Source organism: Sporosarcina sp. P29, assembly GCF_002743265.1.
Lineage (GTDB): Bacteria > Bacillota > Bacilli > Bacillales_A > Planococcaceae > Sporosarcina.
In genome coordinates this window covers 49,118-65,635 of sequence record NZ_PDYX01000004.1, presented here as the reverse complement: position 1 = coordinate 65,635, position 16,518 = coordinate 49,118, and the positions used below count along the sequence as shown (strand labels likewise).

The window sequence follows — 16,518 nt, the reverse complement described above, 5'->3', positions numbered from 1 at the left end:
TTATTTCTCCTTTATTTTCTTCGATAAATCGATGTGTTTTTTCACTATAATTTCCTTCTGTCTTTTAAGTTCCAAACGAATACTTTCTTGATTATTACATAACATAATGAAAATCTCTTTTGCTTTGTCACTATTAAATTCGCTCATCGAAATGGCATATTCTCCAAGACCTAAATCCTTCATTATGCCTTGTCCTTTATTCCCTCCGTAAGTTACAGCAATAGACGGTATACCTTCAGACATCGCAAATATAACTGAATGAAATCTAGTACCAACTACATAATCAAATCCACTATAAATAGCTTTTAAATCTCTACTAGTATAATCTTTATTTTGTATAAAAGAATATTCATGTGTTTTTAATTTTGATGTAATTTCTAATATACAACTTCTATCACTCTCGTGAGTAGTTTCAGATAATGTATGATCAACAAATACGGGTAGATAGTTATTTTCATAAAGCCATTTTGAAAATACAATCATATTTTCAAGATAGCTTTTATATTTTTGTTTTGGTGAATTACTTCCAGGAAATCTATATGGTCGAGCAGTTATGGCAACTAATTCATGATTTGGATATTCCATCCTTAACTTTATTAATTCATCATTTGAACGCTTGGCTTTCTCTAAAGAAAATCCAAGGTCTGGAAACAACTCAGATTTTACTCCAATATCTGAAAGCATCTCTTGTGATATACTTTCTCGTACCGTCACTAATTCACATCTATCTAATACTTTACGCACTAGCCATTCTACTCCGAAACCTTTAAACGGACCAAAAGAGTTCGGCATCACATAGATAGGTTTTTTAAATGATTGAGCTAATAGAATATGAAAAACTAAGTAGTAGATAGTGTAAGAATCAGTGAACCTTCCACTCGAATGAATAAAACCACCACCTTTTACGAAACATGCTTCACTTTCCTTAATCGTTTTTATTGTTTGTTTAGTTTTTCGAGATAGGAATGGCTGAATAATACTCCTTGTTATTTTTGGCAATATTAACAAACTTCCTAATAAATCAAATAATGCTACAGAACCCCATTGTATAAGTAGCTTAATATCATAATTATTATTTTCATTATTTTTAAATTTTCTGCTTGGGTGTTTTAAAATTGGATAAAGTACTTTTATGCCTATTGCTTTAGATTGTTCAGTTAAAGATTCTTTCTCTGCTAACATATAATATTCTCCAACGAATCCCGCTTTCCTAGCCACTTCTATAGTTTGCCATATTAGTGCTTGATCACCACGATTCAAATCGTTATTTGCTGGAAGAATTACATTTTTTTTCATTTATTTGAAACCACCTTATTAATAATGTCACTATATTTTTTTAATACGTTTTCAATATAGAATTTTTTTATGCTTTTTTTATTCGCAATAGTCATTTCTTTACTTAACTGTTGATTACTCATAATTTCTAGAATTTTTTTAAAATACCCATTTACGTCATTTGGGTCAAGCAAATATCCACCTATACCATTTTTAATTAGATCTGAATTTCCTCTTATGTCAGATGCCACTACTGGTAACCCAGAAGACATGGCTTCCATTAAAGATAATGAAAGACCTTCTCTATAGGATGGAAAAGCAAATAGATTAGAAATCTTATAAATTTCATCTACATCATTTCGATAACCTAATAAGATTAATTGTTTCTCTATACCTAAATCACTTGCTAATTCTTTTAATTTTTTTTCATATGGACCCTGTCCACATATCAAATATTTTATATTTGTATTTCCTAACTTTGCTATAGCTTTAATAATTACTTTATGATTTTTATTTTTGTTTAACTCACCTACGGAGAGTATTAAATAATTATCTTCTTCAACACCTATCTCATTCCTTTTTTCTTCACTATCCAACTCTATTTCATTAAACGTTCCACTATCTAAACCAACACCTGGTATATACTCAATACACTTAGACTTAAAATTCTGTGCTCTTTTATAATCCTCATTATTTATAGTAAGCAATATATCAGTGTATCTTGAAAGCCATTTTTCGATAGGGTAATAAATCAACCAATTCAAAAGTGACGCACCTTTATAGAAATGAAATCCATGTGCCGTATAAATGACTTTAGTATTAGTATCATTCCTAACATCCTTCGCAGCCAATCGTGCTAGAGCACCCCCTACTGGTGTATGACAATGAATGATATCAAATTCATTAGAATGAATAATGTGTTTTAATTGTTTATACGTTTTAAAGTTATTAAATTTAATAGGTGCCCTCTCAAAAGGCAAGTCATAATAATTATCACAATAAGGTATTGCACAGTTTCCCTTAATCTCATAATCATTTTTTGCACAAACGTATGTTTCATAACCGTTTTCTTTATACCATTTTAAAAAAGGAACATGAAATGTCATTATATGAGCTTTTGCAACTGTAGCTACAAATAGAACTTTTTTCTTTTTCATTTTTCTGTCAACCTTATAGATGTTTCAAAATCATAAATTGCATATAGGTTTTCATATTCTTCCGGTTGTCTTTCATATATCAAATCACCAAACATCTTTTTAAATGTATTAATCTTAATTATTCTTATGAAAATATTGAATAATCTGGTCATTTTAATTTTAGTACCATGGATTTCCGCAACCATTTTCACCATTTCTGAAGTACAGACATAATCAATATTCTGCGGCAAAAAAATACCTGTTTTTGTATTTTCAATTACTAACCTTATAAACTCACATAAATTGTCAATATAAATCATACTACGTTTATTTTCTATTGCAGGGAATAAAGGTGTTTTTAAAGCTAGTTTTGCTATTTTTGAATAATTTCCTTTACATCCTTTTCCATAAATCATCGGTGGACGGATGATTGCAATTTTAAAATTACTACTTTCTAAATATTTTATCAGATTCTCAGCTTGTAACTTAGATTTACCATAATTACTTTTAGGTGTGAGAGGAGTATTGATATTTATTACACCATTATCTACTCCAAAAACACTCATTGAACTCAAAAAAATAAACTGCTTAATATTTTCTTTTTTGGCTTTTTGAGCAACTTCATATGCTAAATCACGATTCACTTTATAGTATTTTTTTTTATTTTCTCTAGTTTCTTTTATATGTGCTATTCCAGCTACATGAATCACTACATCGTACTCCGAAAAATCTTCTTTCTTCCATGAATCATTTCTTAAACTAATTGAATCTATTAAATACTTTTCAGGATAATTTGCAAGCCATTTCACCAAACTCATGCCTACATAACTACTTTCCCCGGTAATAAGTATTTTTTTCATTTAGACATATTCTCCTTACTGTTGATGCTTTTTTTATTAACTTTAGTTGCAGTCACACCTTCAACAACCCCATCACTTTTAGCAATACTCAAAATCGTTCCAAAAAAGCACTTCGTATCCATCCAACAACCGATATTATCTACATATTCTCCATCTATTTCCGCCTTAACCTCGATAGATAGTTCATCCCTGCCACTTATTTGCGCTAATCCAGTAAGTCCTGGCAGTACATCATTTGCACCATACAAATCCCTTTCAGACATCAGATCATATTGATTCCATAGTGCAGGTCTTGGACCGATAACACTCATTTGCCCAACGAAGATATTCCATATCTGCGGTAGTTCATCTAATGAAGTTTTTCTGAGAATACCGCCTACTTTAGTTATATGTTTATGTGCATCCTCTAACAAATGAGTTGGTGTATCCTTTGGTGTATCAATTCTCATAGTACGGAATTTCAACATATTAAATGTTGTTTTATGAATACCTATACGTTTTTGCTTAAAAAATACCGGTCCCCTTGTTTCTAATTTGATCGCAATAATTATAACTGCAAATAAAGGTAACAAAACTATTAACCCTATAAATGAGAGCAAGATATCAATCGATCTCTTAACCTTAAAAAACATTTTTCAAACACTCCTTAAAATTTTTAGTAACTTAGTATTTAACTGTAATCAGATAAATTCCAACTACAATCAACTACTAAAACACCAAATATCAGTTCTATCAATTAAGCTTTGCAATGTAAGAAAGGAATTCGACTCCCTTCTTACATTGCAAAAAGTTAAAGTGTATTTAATACGTCTTGTTTCCTCATAGTCTATTCTTTCATCTTGTTGATGTTTCTATTTTCGGCGCCTCCACAAACTTACGATTCGTCAAGCCAACAAGCGTCTCTTTCAACTCTTCATCACTCATACTAGGCAACTTATCCAATACATAAAGCTGCTCCGTCTCCGATATCGGCGTAGCCTTTCCAATATAAATCTTCGGAAACACATGCTCACTTTGACGTTCATTTTCATTCAACAACTCTTCAAATAGCTTCTCACCTGGACGAATACCAGAGTACTTAATTTCTATTTCATCTTCTTCATAACCAGAAAGCTTAATCAAGTTCTTCGCTAAATCGACAATCTTGACCGGCTCCCCCATATCGAGAACAAATACTTCGCCACCTTGCGCAAGCGTTCCTGCTTGAATGACTAGGCGGGATGCTTCCGGAATGGTCATGAAGTATCTCGTCATTTCTGGATCGGTAATGGTGATCGGTCCACCTTTAGCAATTTGTTGCTTGAATAACGGTACGACACTGCCTCGTGAACCTAAGACGTTACCGAATCGTACAGCTGCGAATTTTGTTTCACTGTCTTTCGCTAAATTTTGCACAATCATTTCAGCGAAGCGCTTTGTTGCCCCCATTACGTTCGGTGGGTTGACTGCTTTGTCGGTCGATACGAGAACGAAGTGGGAGACGCCGAAGAATCTAGCGGCTTCTGCTACGTTTTTTGTACCGAAGATATTATTTTTGACGGCTTCCATTGGATTGCTCTCCATGAGTGGTACGTGTTTATGTGCAGCCGCGTGATAAATAACATCCGGCTTTAGTTCACTTATTAGGTCAAATATACGCGTACGATCTTGTACGTCTGCGATCACTGGACATATTTCTGTATCCGGTGAAACTTTTTGCCTTAGTTCCATGTCTATAGTATAGATCGAGTTTTCCCCGTGACCGAGTAGGATGATTTTCTTCGGTCGGAACTCAGTGACTTGTCTACAAATTTCAGAACCGATCGAACCGCCAGCTCCTGTGATGAGGATGGTTTTACCCGTTAGTTTCTTTTCTATCGCATCCATATCGAGCTGTACTTCGTCACGCCCGAGTAGATCTTCAATCTTGACGTCTCGCATATCCTTTACAGATACTTTTCCTGTCATCAAGTCTTCGATACGTGGAATGGTCTGCGTTTTGACGCCTGTTTCGATACAACGTTTCATTAACTCGGTCATTTGTTGTTTTCCCATGGAGGGAATGGCGATGATGATTTTATCTATGTAATGCATATCCACTAGTTGTTGGATGGTCTTTGTTCCTTTATAGACACGCATTCCGTAAATATCTAATCCTTCTTTCAGTTTATCGTCATCTACAAAAATAACTGGTTGCATGCCGTACCCAGGATTATGTAGTACTTGTCTTGCAATCATCGTACCTGCTTGTCCAGCCCCTACAATCATTGTGCGTTTCATATTGGTATTTTTGTCTTTGATGACGACATCGCGTACAATACGCCACGATAGTCTAGATCCTCCAATTAAAATAACGTGGAGCATCCATGTGATGGCTAATGCGCGCACATAGACATCTTGCGTAAGAATGAATTGAACGGCCGCAACGACGAGGATCGTGAACGTGACGGCTTTGACAATAGACTTTAGCTCACCGATCGATGCATACGACCACGCTTTTCGATACAGGCCGTAATGCCATGCAAAGAAGTGATGCGCAATTTGTATCGTAATGGCACTGATTAGCAACATTTTATTAAAGATAATAGACGTGAATGGATGAAGCATAAAGTACCCGATATAGATCGACAATAAGACAATAATAGAATCTGCTGCTATTAGCATGGTCATTCGTTTGCGTATAGTCAAAGGATGTTCCTCCTTTCAATCTAGATTTCTCTTAGATCTTCGTTCATATGGCGTTTTACCCTACCCAATCACTTGCCACCATTTTTTAGCGACAGGTGTTTCGGGTTCATAGATGGTCAGCAATTTATTATTAATAATTTGTTGATTATTCAACAACAACATGTCGACCGTATCCATATCTACTTTTTTTCCAAGGACTTCTAATCCTTTGTTAAATAAGAATGGACGATTGTCTGTATTATGAGCATCTGATCCGTATGCATGGATCAAGTTCGCTTCTATTAGTTGAAGAGATAACTTTTGAATATTTTTACCGAAGTGACCAGCTACACTACCTGCCGTTACTTGTGACAACGCACCGTGGCGTACGAGTCGCTCCAAACGCTCCGGCTTCTCAGCTATACCTTTATTGCGTTCAGGGTGTGCAATGATCGGCACGATGCCTTCTTCAAGTAAAGACTGAATGATTCGAACTGTGTAGGCCGGAACGTTTTGTGTAGGCAGCTCCAATAGTAAGTAACGAGAGTTCGCTATAGTAAGTATGTCTCGATTTAATAAATTGGCGATGAGATGTTCATGAATTCGCACTTCTTGTCCTGTCAATAGCGTCAGGTTACTATTGGCTGCTTTGATGACATCTCTCATCATTCGAACTTGGCTTTCAACTTGGTTTACAGGTACGTGATATTGCGGGCTATAGGCGTGTGGTGTGACGACTAGCTGCGTAATTCCTTCTGACGTTGCCTCTTCTATCATGCGCATGCTACCTTCAATTGTTTCCGGTCCATCGTCCACACCGAACAATAGATGGCTATGTATGTCAATCATGTAGATCCTCCTTACGTTTTACTACACTAAAGAAAAGCGAAAAGGCGCATGGCCTTTTCACTCATTGTTTCCATAATACTGATAGTAATAATGGTCTTTTTGCAGTATAAAGTTATTTAAAATGGTTCCTAGAATATTTGCTTGAGAGGACAGAAGCGCCTCTTTTGCTTTGAGAATACTATCTTTTTCTGTAGTGCCTGCATTCAAAACTAAAATCGTGCCTTCCGCTTTGTTCGACAATATTTGCGCGTCGGTCACAGACAATATTGGCGGAGCATCAAATATGATCATGTCATACATTGTTTTCAACTCTTCTAACAGCGTATCCATCGTCTTAGAGCCTAGCAACTCTGCTGGGTTCGGTGGAATCGGTCCACTTGTGATTAAATCAAGTCCTTCTACATCAGTTTGCTGAATCACGTCTTCCAGATTCCATTGACGTGTAAGTAAGTTGGATAGACCCGTTGCATTCATACGAGAAAATGTATAATGTGTAGTCGGTTTCCGCATATCCGCGTCAATTAGGAGCACTTTCTTTCCTTCTTGTGCAAAGACTACTGCGGTATTGGCTGACGCTGTAGACTTCCCTTCTCCAGGTGCTGCCGATGTGAACAGAATCGATTTCAGATCATGATCTGGCATAGAGAAATTGATATTCGTCCGTACTGTACGGAATTGCTCGGATACAACTGATTTCGGGCTAATTGCCGTGACTAGTTTACGTGCAACGGATTGTTTATTTTGTTTGTTCTTTTTAAATATGCGCTTTTTTGACATGTGGACTTGACCCTTTCTGCGGTGCATCAGTTGCCGTGTTGACATCTTTTCTGGAGATGGGACTTACTAGCCCAAGAACCGGTAAACCGAGCAGTTCTTCAATATCATTCTCTGTTTTCACTGTCGTATCTAAGTATTCAAGTAAAAATGCTATTCCTACTCCGATCATGAGACCGATGACTGCTGCGATTGCTACGTTTAGCTCTTTATTCGGCTTAACAGGCTTCGGATCTTCCACGTAGACAGCAGGCGATAGAATATTCACATTATCGACTTGCATCAAGTTGACAATTTCTTTCTGGAATACTTCCGCAATGGTATTTGCTATATCGACTGCTTTATGTGATTCGGGATCTTGCACAGTCAAATTGACAACTTGTGAATTCTGTTCACTGTTTACCGTAAGCTGATTGCTAAGTTCTGCCGGCGTTGTATCCAAGTCTAAGTTTTCTATGACTTTGGATAAGATGGCTGGCGTTTTAATAATGACATTGTACGTATTGATAAGTTGTAAGTTCGTTTGAATATCTTGAGAGTCAAATGATTGTTTCTCTACTTGTTCTTGATTGACTAATATCTGTGTAGAAGCTTGATAAATAGGGGTTAAATAGAAATAACTAATAGCCGCCGCTATAATGGCCGCTACTATTGTCGTTCCTATAATTAAACCAAGACGTTTTTTCAATGTTGCAAATAACTCTTGTAAACTGATCGTTTCTTCCATGTTGTAAAATTGCTCCTTTTCGGCAAACTTGTGCATATTATAGCATAGCATAACATATATTCGACATGAAAAATATCGAATTTCCAATTAAATCTAAGCTTCTTGTTTTATTATGATATAATAGATATATGAAAAAAGTCTCCGCTCTTATTATCGTTCTATGTATTATCGGTAGTTTATTTATTTCTTCTAGTCAAACGTATGAACAACAATCCTTGATTCCTACATTAGAAAACGTATTACCCAACAAGCCATTTGAAACCGCACTATCCACCTTGTCCATCCCGTACTGGAATACCACCATTTCCGTAGGAGAACGTGGATATTATCATTTTGTAGAATTTCTACTACGTAAAGCTGCACATTTTATATTGTTTGGTCTACTCGCGGTTGGTATTTTCTTATCCCTACCTTCCCGTCTACCTAGACTCGTCATTGCAAGCGCTTCTACTTTACTACTTGCATGCATAGATGAAACCCATCAATATTTCACAGGAGGACGGACCGCCACTTTTCGCGACGTCCTACTGGATATGTCGGGTGCACTGACGTTCTTGCTTGTTTTGCAACTCATCATATGGCTTCGTTCAAAAAAATGAAAAACGACTAGTTTAAAAGGAACTCCTTTAAACTAGTCGTTTTTCTATTTAGTTCCCCATGATTTCGCTCTGCATACTATTACGACGTGCGTTCTTTTGTGCTTCGTATTCATCGCGTATGCTTTGAGAACTCGATTTGTTGTGGCCATTGGCCTGCAAATCCCTTTCAAGCGAGCTCATGATGCCATTAAATTCAGCATCTGTCTGCGCTTCTAGTCCCGCTATAGATGACATGTACTTGTTGTAGAAATAACCGTAGTCAATACTCTCGCCGTTCGCCTTTTTTGTACTGTAGTCTTTTTTCGCACGACTGACTAATGTATTGAGCTCACTGTCCACTTCTTCTTGAAGCTTGTTAATAGTTGGTTTATATTTACTTTTAATCTGTGCTACGGATTTTTTATCATCTGAGTTTCCCGTTTGCGTGTTTCCTGTTGCAGATTTATCACTTGTAGTGCCGCCCGTTGAAGATTGTCCAGTTGAAGTTGTTTGGTTTTCTGAGGAAGGCTGCTTTCCATTATTCGTTTGGTTGTTAGGTGATGGATTACTTCCTTTAGTACCTGTGCTGTTTCCTGTCGTGTTGGAACCTGAAGTCGTTGTTCCTTCATTTATACCATTTGACGATGATCCATCAGTCCCCTGCTGACTTTCTGTGTTTTTGCTACCCTTATTAGAGGAACCATCCGTCTTTTGACCATTTCCCTTATCGTCTTTTGGTTCTTCCCCTTCAATAAGAAGTTCGCTATTGGGTGAGTTATCGTCATACGGATTCTCTAACGTCTTATCTCCTCCTCCAATTACCCATTCATACCCCTTGGTTTGGAAATGATACACAATAAAGATACCGCCGAAAACGATAATAGATAATGACGTGATGAAGAAAATTTTAAGTTGCTTATTCATATGGACCTCCCTTGCCTGTTCCTAGTAGTTTGATTTTAACAGATTTATAGAGTGGTGGATAGCAAGTTAGCGAAGGGTAATCATACTACACACAAAATAGTAATAGCCTCCTCAAACGGCAAGGAGACTATTACTATTTTGAAAGTGTGGATTTTTAGAATTTGAATTCGTATGTGCTGTTGAATGGTTGAGATTTAATTGCGCCATCTACTGTCAACTTGACTGTCTGACCTTGTAAGATGTTTAACGCTGCATTGCGTGTTAAACCTGTCTTAGCCAATACTTTATTGAACACTGTATCGAAGTCCAGGCTGTTATCAATGTGCTTAGCTTCTACCTTAATTTCTTTCCCACCAAACATAACCGATACCGTTGCATTATTAACAACTGCATCTTCCTTCATAGAGTTAAATACTGGCTTCACTGCTTCACCAAATTCTCCAAATGTGCTTGCCGGATTCTTAACCGTTACGTTGAACGTTTTCTCTCTTAGCGCAATATACACCGCATCTGTAGATGTGTTTACTTTTGAGAGCTCCGCTTGGATCGTGCTTTGCAACAACTTGTCTCCAGCTGTTTCTACAGGTGCATTTTCATCTTTCAACGCTACTTCTGTACGTACGACGAATGTTGCCATTTGTCCTCTTGTTACTAATCCGTTCGGAGAGAATGTAGTAGGCGTTGTACCAGTTGTAATATCAAGATCCAATAGCGCCGCTACATAGCCCGCATATGCATCAGTTGGCTTTACATCTTTAAAACGATTTGCAGCTAATGGACTTTGATCCAATGCGAAACCTAATGTAAGAATTTTCGCCATCTGTGAGCGTCTCAAGTTATCATTCGGCTTGAATGTCTTCACACCGTTTTCTGTGTAACCTTGGATGTATCCACCTTGAGCAAGCGCCGCAATTGGACCATAGTATTCGCTAGACTTCTTCACATCTGCGAAGCCTGGATCTTTAACATTTACCGTATCCAAGTCCAATACGTGGGCTAAAATCTTAGAAGCTTGTGCTCTTGTTACTGAAGCATTCGGACGATATGTACCGTCATTATACCCTTTTACCACTTTACGATCTGCTAGTTCCAATACCGGTAAATAATAGTGCACGCCAGGTTTTACATCCGTGAACGTTACCGCTGCACTTGTTTCCATAGGGACCGCTGCAACAAATGCTCCTGCTGCCATTGTTGTCGCTAATGTCGCTTTAAACAATTTGTGTGATGCTTTTGTAGTTTTCTTCATCTTTTCTACCCCCTATATTTTTGATACGTTGGAACTATGCCAACTACTATTAGTATAGTGTATTTCTTGTAATGGACAAGTGTTATTTGTCTGGCTTCGAGGGTTTACGTACTGAGAATTCAGAACCACCGTAGTTACATAAAAAAAGAAAGAGAAACCGCAACGGGTTCCTCTTTCTTTTTCACTATTTTCACTGTTTCAGCGGAAGCACCATTCATATACTCAATTTCTTGAACGTTTTCAGCACCACGAATTTCTTTCACGTTCTTTCCATCTATGATTACTTTCTTCACATGCGTACCTGCAAAGTCGATAATAGCTTCTGCCTGAGCTGGTTTTACATGCACAGTCACATTCTTAAATCCTTCTCCTTGGAACTTCGCATAACTACCCGTAAACAAAATAACTTCACGGATAACGGATTGGCCGTCCAACTGTACATCGACGCTTGTCTTATTAATGATCAGCTTATTCGTCTTAAATGATTTGAAGTTATAGAATTTCTCTACTTTTGGTGACGAACTGACTAATGCGACTTGTACCATCACTGGATCATGATCACTTGCACGACCCGCCATATCGGTATAGTCCGCGTTTACGTGGAGCATATCCACTTCTGCCTCTTCCACCATATTATTCGAAACCAATATGTGATCTAGTACTTGGGAGTTTCCTTGGTATACATAAGAATACCGATCGTCTTCCGGTACTTTATTGACCAGATTCGTCATCAGTTCTCCTTCGTGAATCTTGAGTGCATCCGCAAACTGGAAGTCGTTAAAGTCACCAAGTGAAACAATATTTGCATGCGGATTCTTTTCTTTCACATCTGCGATGAAATCATAGATGATGTGCGCAATTTGTTTACGTTGAATTTCACTCTTTAAGACAGGTGGCTGAATCGCACCGAAGATCGGTGTATCTCCACCTTTTGAATTCCAGTGGTTTCCAATGACAATGACGTCATCTCCATTAAACGTGAATTCCGCTGCTATAGGTTTACGGCTACTAGTAAATGCAGGATTCGACGGATCAATTCTACCCGGATTCATCGTTAATCCATTATCTTTATATCCTAGCGCCGTCATCGCATCACCATGTGGAGCATCTTTAAGTTTCACCCGTTCAGGGTTGTACAAAAAGCCTACGCGAATATTCGCATTCGGCTGTCCACCGTCTTGATTATTAACGGGATCGATGTTGACATACTCGTACTGAACGCCTCCCGCTGTAACAATCGCATCGATCAAGCGCTCATAACTTTCATTCGCTTCAGGACCGCCAGCATCCGGACCGTTGTTATCTTGCACTTCTGTTACCCCTACAATGGCGGGGCTATGCATATCCTTCGCAAATGCACGTGCTAGTTTTTGTGTTTTATCATTAGATGTCGTGCTCTTGTTGTTCGAGAAGTTTTCCAAGTTGTACGAAGCGATTGTCAGCTTTTTGTTATTCTTCACAATCGTAGTCGTCTCAGGAACCGCATCTCCTTTAACAAATTTCTTTTTCATTTCTCCATAATCTACGTAAATCTTGTAGTTCTGGAATGAATAGCCTACTACTCCGACGATCGGCCCTTTGAATTTATCACCTGTCGCCACTTCGAAGTTTCTCGCTTCATCGTTCGGTTCTAAACGGAATTGAATCAAATCTGCATTCGGTTGATCTTTCTTTAAAAGAACGCCACCGCTTTTCGTTTCGGTTTTACGACTTTCTAGGACAGTCGTTAGGTCACCGTGTTGTTGGGGGCCTAACGACTTTATATCGCCCACTTCGACACGCATTGCTTCACGGCTTTCCCAGAAATCCCCTGCATATGTTTCAATATCAAATTCTTTTAGACCTTCACTTAGTACGGCATCTGTTGGTAAATTGCTTTCATTAATTACAAACGGTTCAGGGAGTTCCACATTCCTCTTGACTACACGGACTTGACCGCCCTGATCTTCACGTACATTTATCTGTGTAGTTTTTAAATCTGTTTGCTGACGATCGGCATATCCGTCAATGGCGTACTCACTTACTTGTCCATCCACTTCAACTAAATCACCCGTATTTAAATTCCACGCATCACGCCCGCTATACAACACAATCGCTTCCGACGTTTTCAAATTGCCGTCACGCTCGTTGTCTGGCGTTTGGATGTGATAATACGTAGAACCCGACAATACAAATTTATAGGTCACAATTCCTTCGATTCCCTCGACCGCACTTCCATTAAGCGGAGACTCATGGCCTTCGCCTTGAATATCATGGATGCGTAATGCATCTGTAATCGTATAATCATACACTTGAACTACACTCGTACGGCCATCACGTGTTACTGCCATCGTTTGTAGTTGTGTATCTTTCGTTAATTGGAATGGCCCTGTATATTTCTTCGAATTAATTGTGGGTGCTGATCCATCCAACGTGTAGTAGATCGTTGCATCCGACTCTCTCGTTTTCAACGACACTTCTACGTTTTCTACAAATGTTCCACTACCGGGACTCGCTCCGACTGGTCTCACTACCGTAACATCTGCTACGATATCGAGCTCATCCCGTGGGATGAGCTGATAGCTATCTTCAAATTGCTGAACGATACCTGTCACCGAGTCATAGGTCATCCCTGCTTCTAAGCCTAAGTCGTCGTTTTCGTCCCGAACGAGCAAGTCTCCCTTACCGTCTGTTGCAGCAAAGTTCGCCCAGCCTGGTCCCGCTTCTTTATCGGAAAGCGTAAGATTATTCACTGTGACCAATTGAGATTCTACCGCTTCTCCAACAGCGTCACCTGTGAGTACTTTTGCTTCCGGTACTGCGCCTGCGGTCTTCTCCACTAGCTGTGCTCCGTCAATCTGCAGTAAGTTTTTATATTCAGCCACTTTCCCGACAACTGTTACTTTATCGCCTATTTGCGCATCTAAGCTAGTAGGACGTAGCGTGACACCTGCCTCGCCATCTTGAATCGTGATGGAGTTTTTCAGTCGAGCAGTAACTGTTCCTTTCACTGAAACCGTTTCGCCGATCGACTTAGCACGAGCAGCTGCAATACTAATGACTTCCACTGGTTCCGGTTCTGGTTGGGCATCTGCGAAAGTGATGGCAGATGTATCTTTTAATCCAGGACTGGTGAAGTACGCTTTCAAATTACCTGTTACAAGAACTTGCTGTCCTACTAAATCAGGATTTGTTTGCAAGCCCCATTCACTGCGTAAATTAGTTGGAAGCTGAACAAACAACATCTTCGTAACGTCCGTTTCACCCGCTTTACTTGCAATGGCTATGTTCGTATCTCCCGTTGCAACTGGTACAACATTTGTCGCAGATACAACAAACCCTACAATATATCCAGAGACGGTCGCAGTTCCTTCATTATTCGCTCGCGCCTCTTCAACTGTGATAGTTCCCGATTTTACAGCGATTGTTGCTCCGGTCGCAGCTTGTACCATTGGAGTCGTCGGCAAGACCAAGCTAAACACCAAGATAAACATCAGGCTCATACGCAATACTTTTTTACCTTTCAATTACCACACCTCGATTTCATTAGTTAGGTAGATAGATAAAGCCTTCTGAAATACAGAAGGCTTTGTTTGGTACTTACAAAATGGTATCGCCTTTGACATCTACACCGTCAAAATTAAACAAATCTCCATCCAGATTTGATACATCTAGATTGCCTCCGACCTGAATGTTGGAGAATGATAGTGACTCTCCAGCAGTACCGGTTAGAATGAGATCCCCCCCTACAATAGCATTTTCCAAGCTATCCATATCCGTGACAGAAACCGTTACATTACCTGGATACACTTTCGGAGTACTTTCCGTACCTGAAAACGCGCTTCCATTCACCGTTTGATCTTTGCTATTCCTGCCTTATACTGCATACTCGCAGCTTTCATACAGGTCTACACCGTACAAGCGACTTTGATCGCATACGGCGTGCCATCAGCGGCAGTTTTCTACACTTTATTTCCCCTATCCTTACTCTATTACAATAGATTGGAAACAAGCAATGATAATAATTGACTATTTAGTTTACTCAGAACTCAACCTAAACGTATATAAAGAAATTCCAGAAAGGCATACCCATGCTAAAGATAGTTCCTAACTACTGACTATCGTAAAGAATAGACTGTTTCACGGATTGTACAAGTAATCTCGAATATAAAGAAGTCTCCCAATCGTTCATGCACGACTAGAAGACTTCTTCTAAACCTACCTATAAAACCAATTTACTTCTGCTGTCTAACTACGCTATAAACTGCTCCACCAACTAAATCGATCATTTCTTTTAGTCGATCCTTACTCACGTGTTCCATCACATCAGTCTCATTATGATAGTACGGCTCCAAGTTGTGTGTTCCAGGCTCTCTTCTGATAAAGTTTGCTGCCGCAATATCAACTTCGTGGAATGCCACATGGTCCGAAGATCCACGTTTGAACAACACAAGCTCTGATGGCGTACCAATAATTTTAGCTACTTTGTTTGCTGATTCCGTAACCAAGTTCGGTTTACCATCTACCGTATTCGTATAGATAGCTGTTGCAGGTTCCCATGCTGTCGCCACCATATCCATATTGAAGTTTGCAATACTACGAGAGACATCTCCAGCACTTAGTGATTGTGCATATACTCTTGCACCCACCAGACCAATCTCTTCAGCACCGACAAATGCAATACGAAGTTCCTTGTCTAACGGCTGATCCTTTAACACGCGTGCCAACTCGAGCGCCGCCGCTGTACCTGCCGCATTGTCATTCGCTCCTGGCGCACCCGGGACGCTGTCAACATGCGCTGAAATATAAACTATTTCGCTGTTTTTACTACCGTTAGCCGGATATTTCGTCGCAATGATATTTTCTGAAGTCTCTTTTCCTAACACATTGACCTTGATATTCACATTGTCAGTAGAATTCTCCTTCAGCGCTTCACCTTGTGCTTTTGTAATCCCAAGTGCCGGAATGGTAGATGTTGCAGAATAACTCAATGGTGTTTCTTTTTCTGCGTTGTCATAAATAATTACACCTACAGCACCAGCATTTTGCGCACGATTCACTTTATCTTGGAACGTTACGCCTCCACCTCTTGCGATCAACGCGATTTTACCTACTGCTTCTGGTTTGAAATCGGATTCTTCTCCAAACTCCGCAAAGTATAGAGGTGCCGTCACACCGTTAGCGTCTGTCGCTACGGAATTATTCGCTACTGCACTCGCAATCAGGCTATCCCCAAGTGTAAACACCGATTCTTTCTTTTCAGGTAGGTCAAACTCTTGTCGTTCTACTTTGTAACCGTATTCATTTAGACGGTCAGCAATCATTTTAAATGCGTCTTTCTCTGCTTGTGTCCCCGTTACTCTAGGACCCATTTTTGTAAGCGCTTCCGTATCAGCGAATGCTGAGTTTACATTAAACGCTTTAATGAAGTTCTTTATTGCATTTGCTTCCTCGCTATTCCCGTCTTATACCGCTTCAAGCGGCTTTCGATAGGGCCTACACCGCACAAGCGACTTTGATC

At 39.1% G+C, this 16,518-nt stretch carries 14 protein-coding genes; 1 reads left to right on the top strand and 13 read right to left on the bottom strand.

Annotation, left to right across the window (positions count from 1 at the left end; translation table 11 throughout):
• The 8 genes from CSV68_RS05375 to CSV68_RS05340 all read right to left on the bottom strand — a co-directional run bounded on the left by CSV68_RS05375 (position 1) and on the right by CSV68_RS05340 (position 8,267).
• Positions 1-1,296, bottom strand: a complete 1,296-nt coding sequence (locus CSV68_RS05375) for a polysaccharide pyruvyl transferase family protein (protein WP_099661612.1) — start codon at positions 1,294-1,296, stop codon at positions 1-3.
• Positions 1,293-2,432 (bottom strand): glycosyltransferase family 4 protein, encoded by a 1,140-nt coding sequence (locus CSV68_RS05370; protein ID WP_099661611.1) that lies wholly within the window; start codon positions 2,430-2,432, stop codon positions 1,293-1,295. Before CSV68_RS05370 ends, CSV68_RS05375 begins: the two co-directional genes overlap by 4 nt.
• Complete coding sequence (locus CSV68_RS05365; protein WP_099661610.1) at positions 2,429-3,271, bottom strand: NAD-dependent epimerase/dehydratase family protein; 843 nt, start codon at positions 3,269-3,271, stop codon at positions 2,429-2,431. Before CSV68_RS05365 ends, CSV68_RS05370 begins: the two co-directional genes overlap by 4 nt.
• Complete coding sequence (locus CSV68_RS05360; protein WP_099661609.1) at positions 3,268-3,903, bottom strand: sugar transferase; 636 nt, start codon at positions 3,901-3,903, stop codon at positions 3,268-3,270. The genes CSV68_RS05365 and CSV68_RS05360 overlap by 4 nt, the downstream gene beginning before the upstream one ends.
• Positions 3,904-4,105: 202 nt before the next feature.
• On the bottom strand, positions 4,106-5,938 hold the full coding sequence (locus tag CSV68_RS05355; protein WP_099661608.1) for a polysaccharide biosynthesis protein: 1,833 nt from the start codon (positions 5,936-5,938) through the stop codon (positions 4,106-4,108).
• A gap of 60 nt (positions 5,939-5,998) precedes the next feature.
• A complete protein-coding gene (locus tag CSV68_RS05350; RefSeq protein WP_099661607.1) occupies positions 5,999-6,766 on the bottom strand; it encodes a tyrosine-protein phosphatase in 768 nt (255 codons plus the stop codon).
• Between the two features lie 57 nt (positions 6,767-6,823).
• On the bottom strand, positions 6,824-7,543 hold the full coding sequence (locus tag CSV68_RS05345; protein WP_158233495.1) for a CpsD/CapB family tyrosine-protein kinase: 720 nt from the start codon (positions 7,541-7,543) through the stop codon (positions 6,824-6,826).
• Positions 7,521-8,267 carry a YveK family protein gene (locus CSV68_RS05340; RefSeq protein WP_099661606.1) on the bottom strand — a complete coding sequence of 249 codons (747 nt, stop codon included), beginning with the start codon at positions 8,265-8,267 and terminating at the stop codon, positions 7,521-7,523. Before CSV68_RS05340 ends, CSV68_RS05345 begins: the two co-directional genes overlap by 23 nt.
• 128 nt (positions 8,268-8,395) lie before the next feature.
• On the opposite strand from CSV68_RS05340, the gene CSV68_RS05335 reads away from it, so the two are divergent.
• The gene (locus CSV68_RS05335) at positions 8,396-8,866 is read left to right on the top strand and encodes a VanZ family protein (RefSeq protein WP_099661605.1); all 471 of its coding nucleotides are present in this window, start codon (positions 8,396-8,398) and stop codon (positions 8,864-8,866) included.
• Positions 8,867-8,914: 48 nt separating this feature from the next.
• On the opposite strand, the gene CSV68_RS05330 is transcribed toward CSV68_RS05335, so the two are convergent.
• The 5 genes from CSV68_RS05330 to CSV68_RS05310 all read right to left on the bottom strand — a co-directional run bounded on the left by CSV68_RS05330 (position 8,915) and on the right by CSV68_RS05310 (position 16,369).
• Positions 8,915-9,769, bottom strand: coding sequence for a hypothetical protein (locus tag CSV68_RS05330; RefSeq protein WP_099661604.1), 855 nt, complete (start codon positions 9,767-9,769; stop codon positions 8,915-8,917).
• Positions 9,770-9,923: 154 nt separating this feature from the next.
• Positions 9,924-11,018: an S-layer homology domain-containing protein gene (locus CSV68_RS05325; protein WP_099661603.1), complete on the bottom strand. Its 1,095-nt coding sequence runs from the start codon at positions 11,016-11,018 to the stop codon at positions 9,924-9,926.
• Between the two features lie 134 nt (positions 11,019-11,152).
• Positions 11,153-14,524: a DUF6359 domain-containing protein gene (locus CSV68_RS05320; protein ID WP_233192860.1), complete on the bottom strand. Its 3,372-nt coding sequence runs from the start codon at positions 14,522-14,524 to the stop codon at positions 11,153-11,155.
• Between the two features lie 73 nt (positions 14,525-14,597).
• On the bottom strand, positions 14,598-14,849 hold the full coding sequence (locus CSV68_RS05315) for a hypothetical protein (protein ID WP_099634113.1): 252 nt from the start codon (positions 14,847-14,849) through the stop codon (positions 14,598-14,600).
• A gap of 383 nt (positions 14,850-15,232) precedes the next feature.
• Positions 15,233-16,369 carry a M20/M25/M40 family metallo-hydrolase gene (locus tag CSV68_RS05310; protein ID WP_099661602.1) on the bottom strand — a complete coding sequence of 379 codons (1,137 nt, stop codon included), beginning with the start codon at positions 16,367-16,369 and terminating at the stop codon, positions 15,233-15,235.
• Between the last annotated feature and the right edge of the window lie 149 nt (positions 16,370-16,518).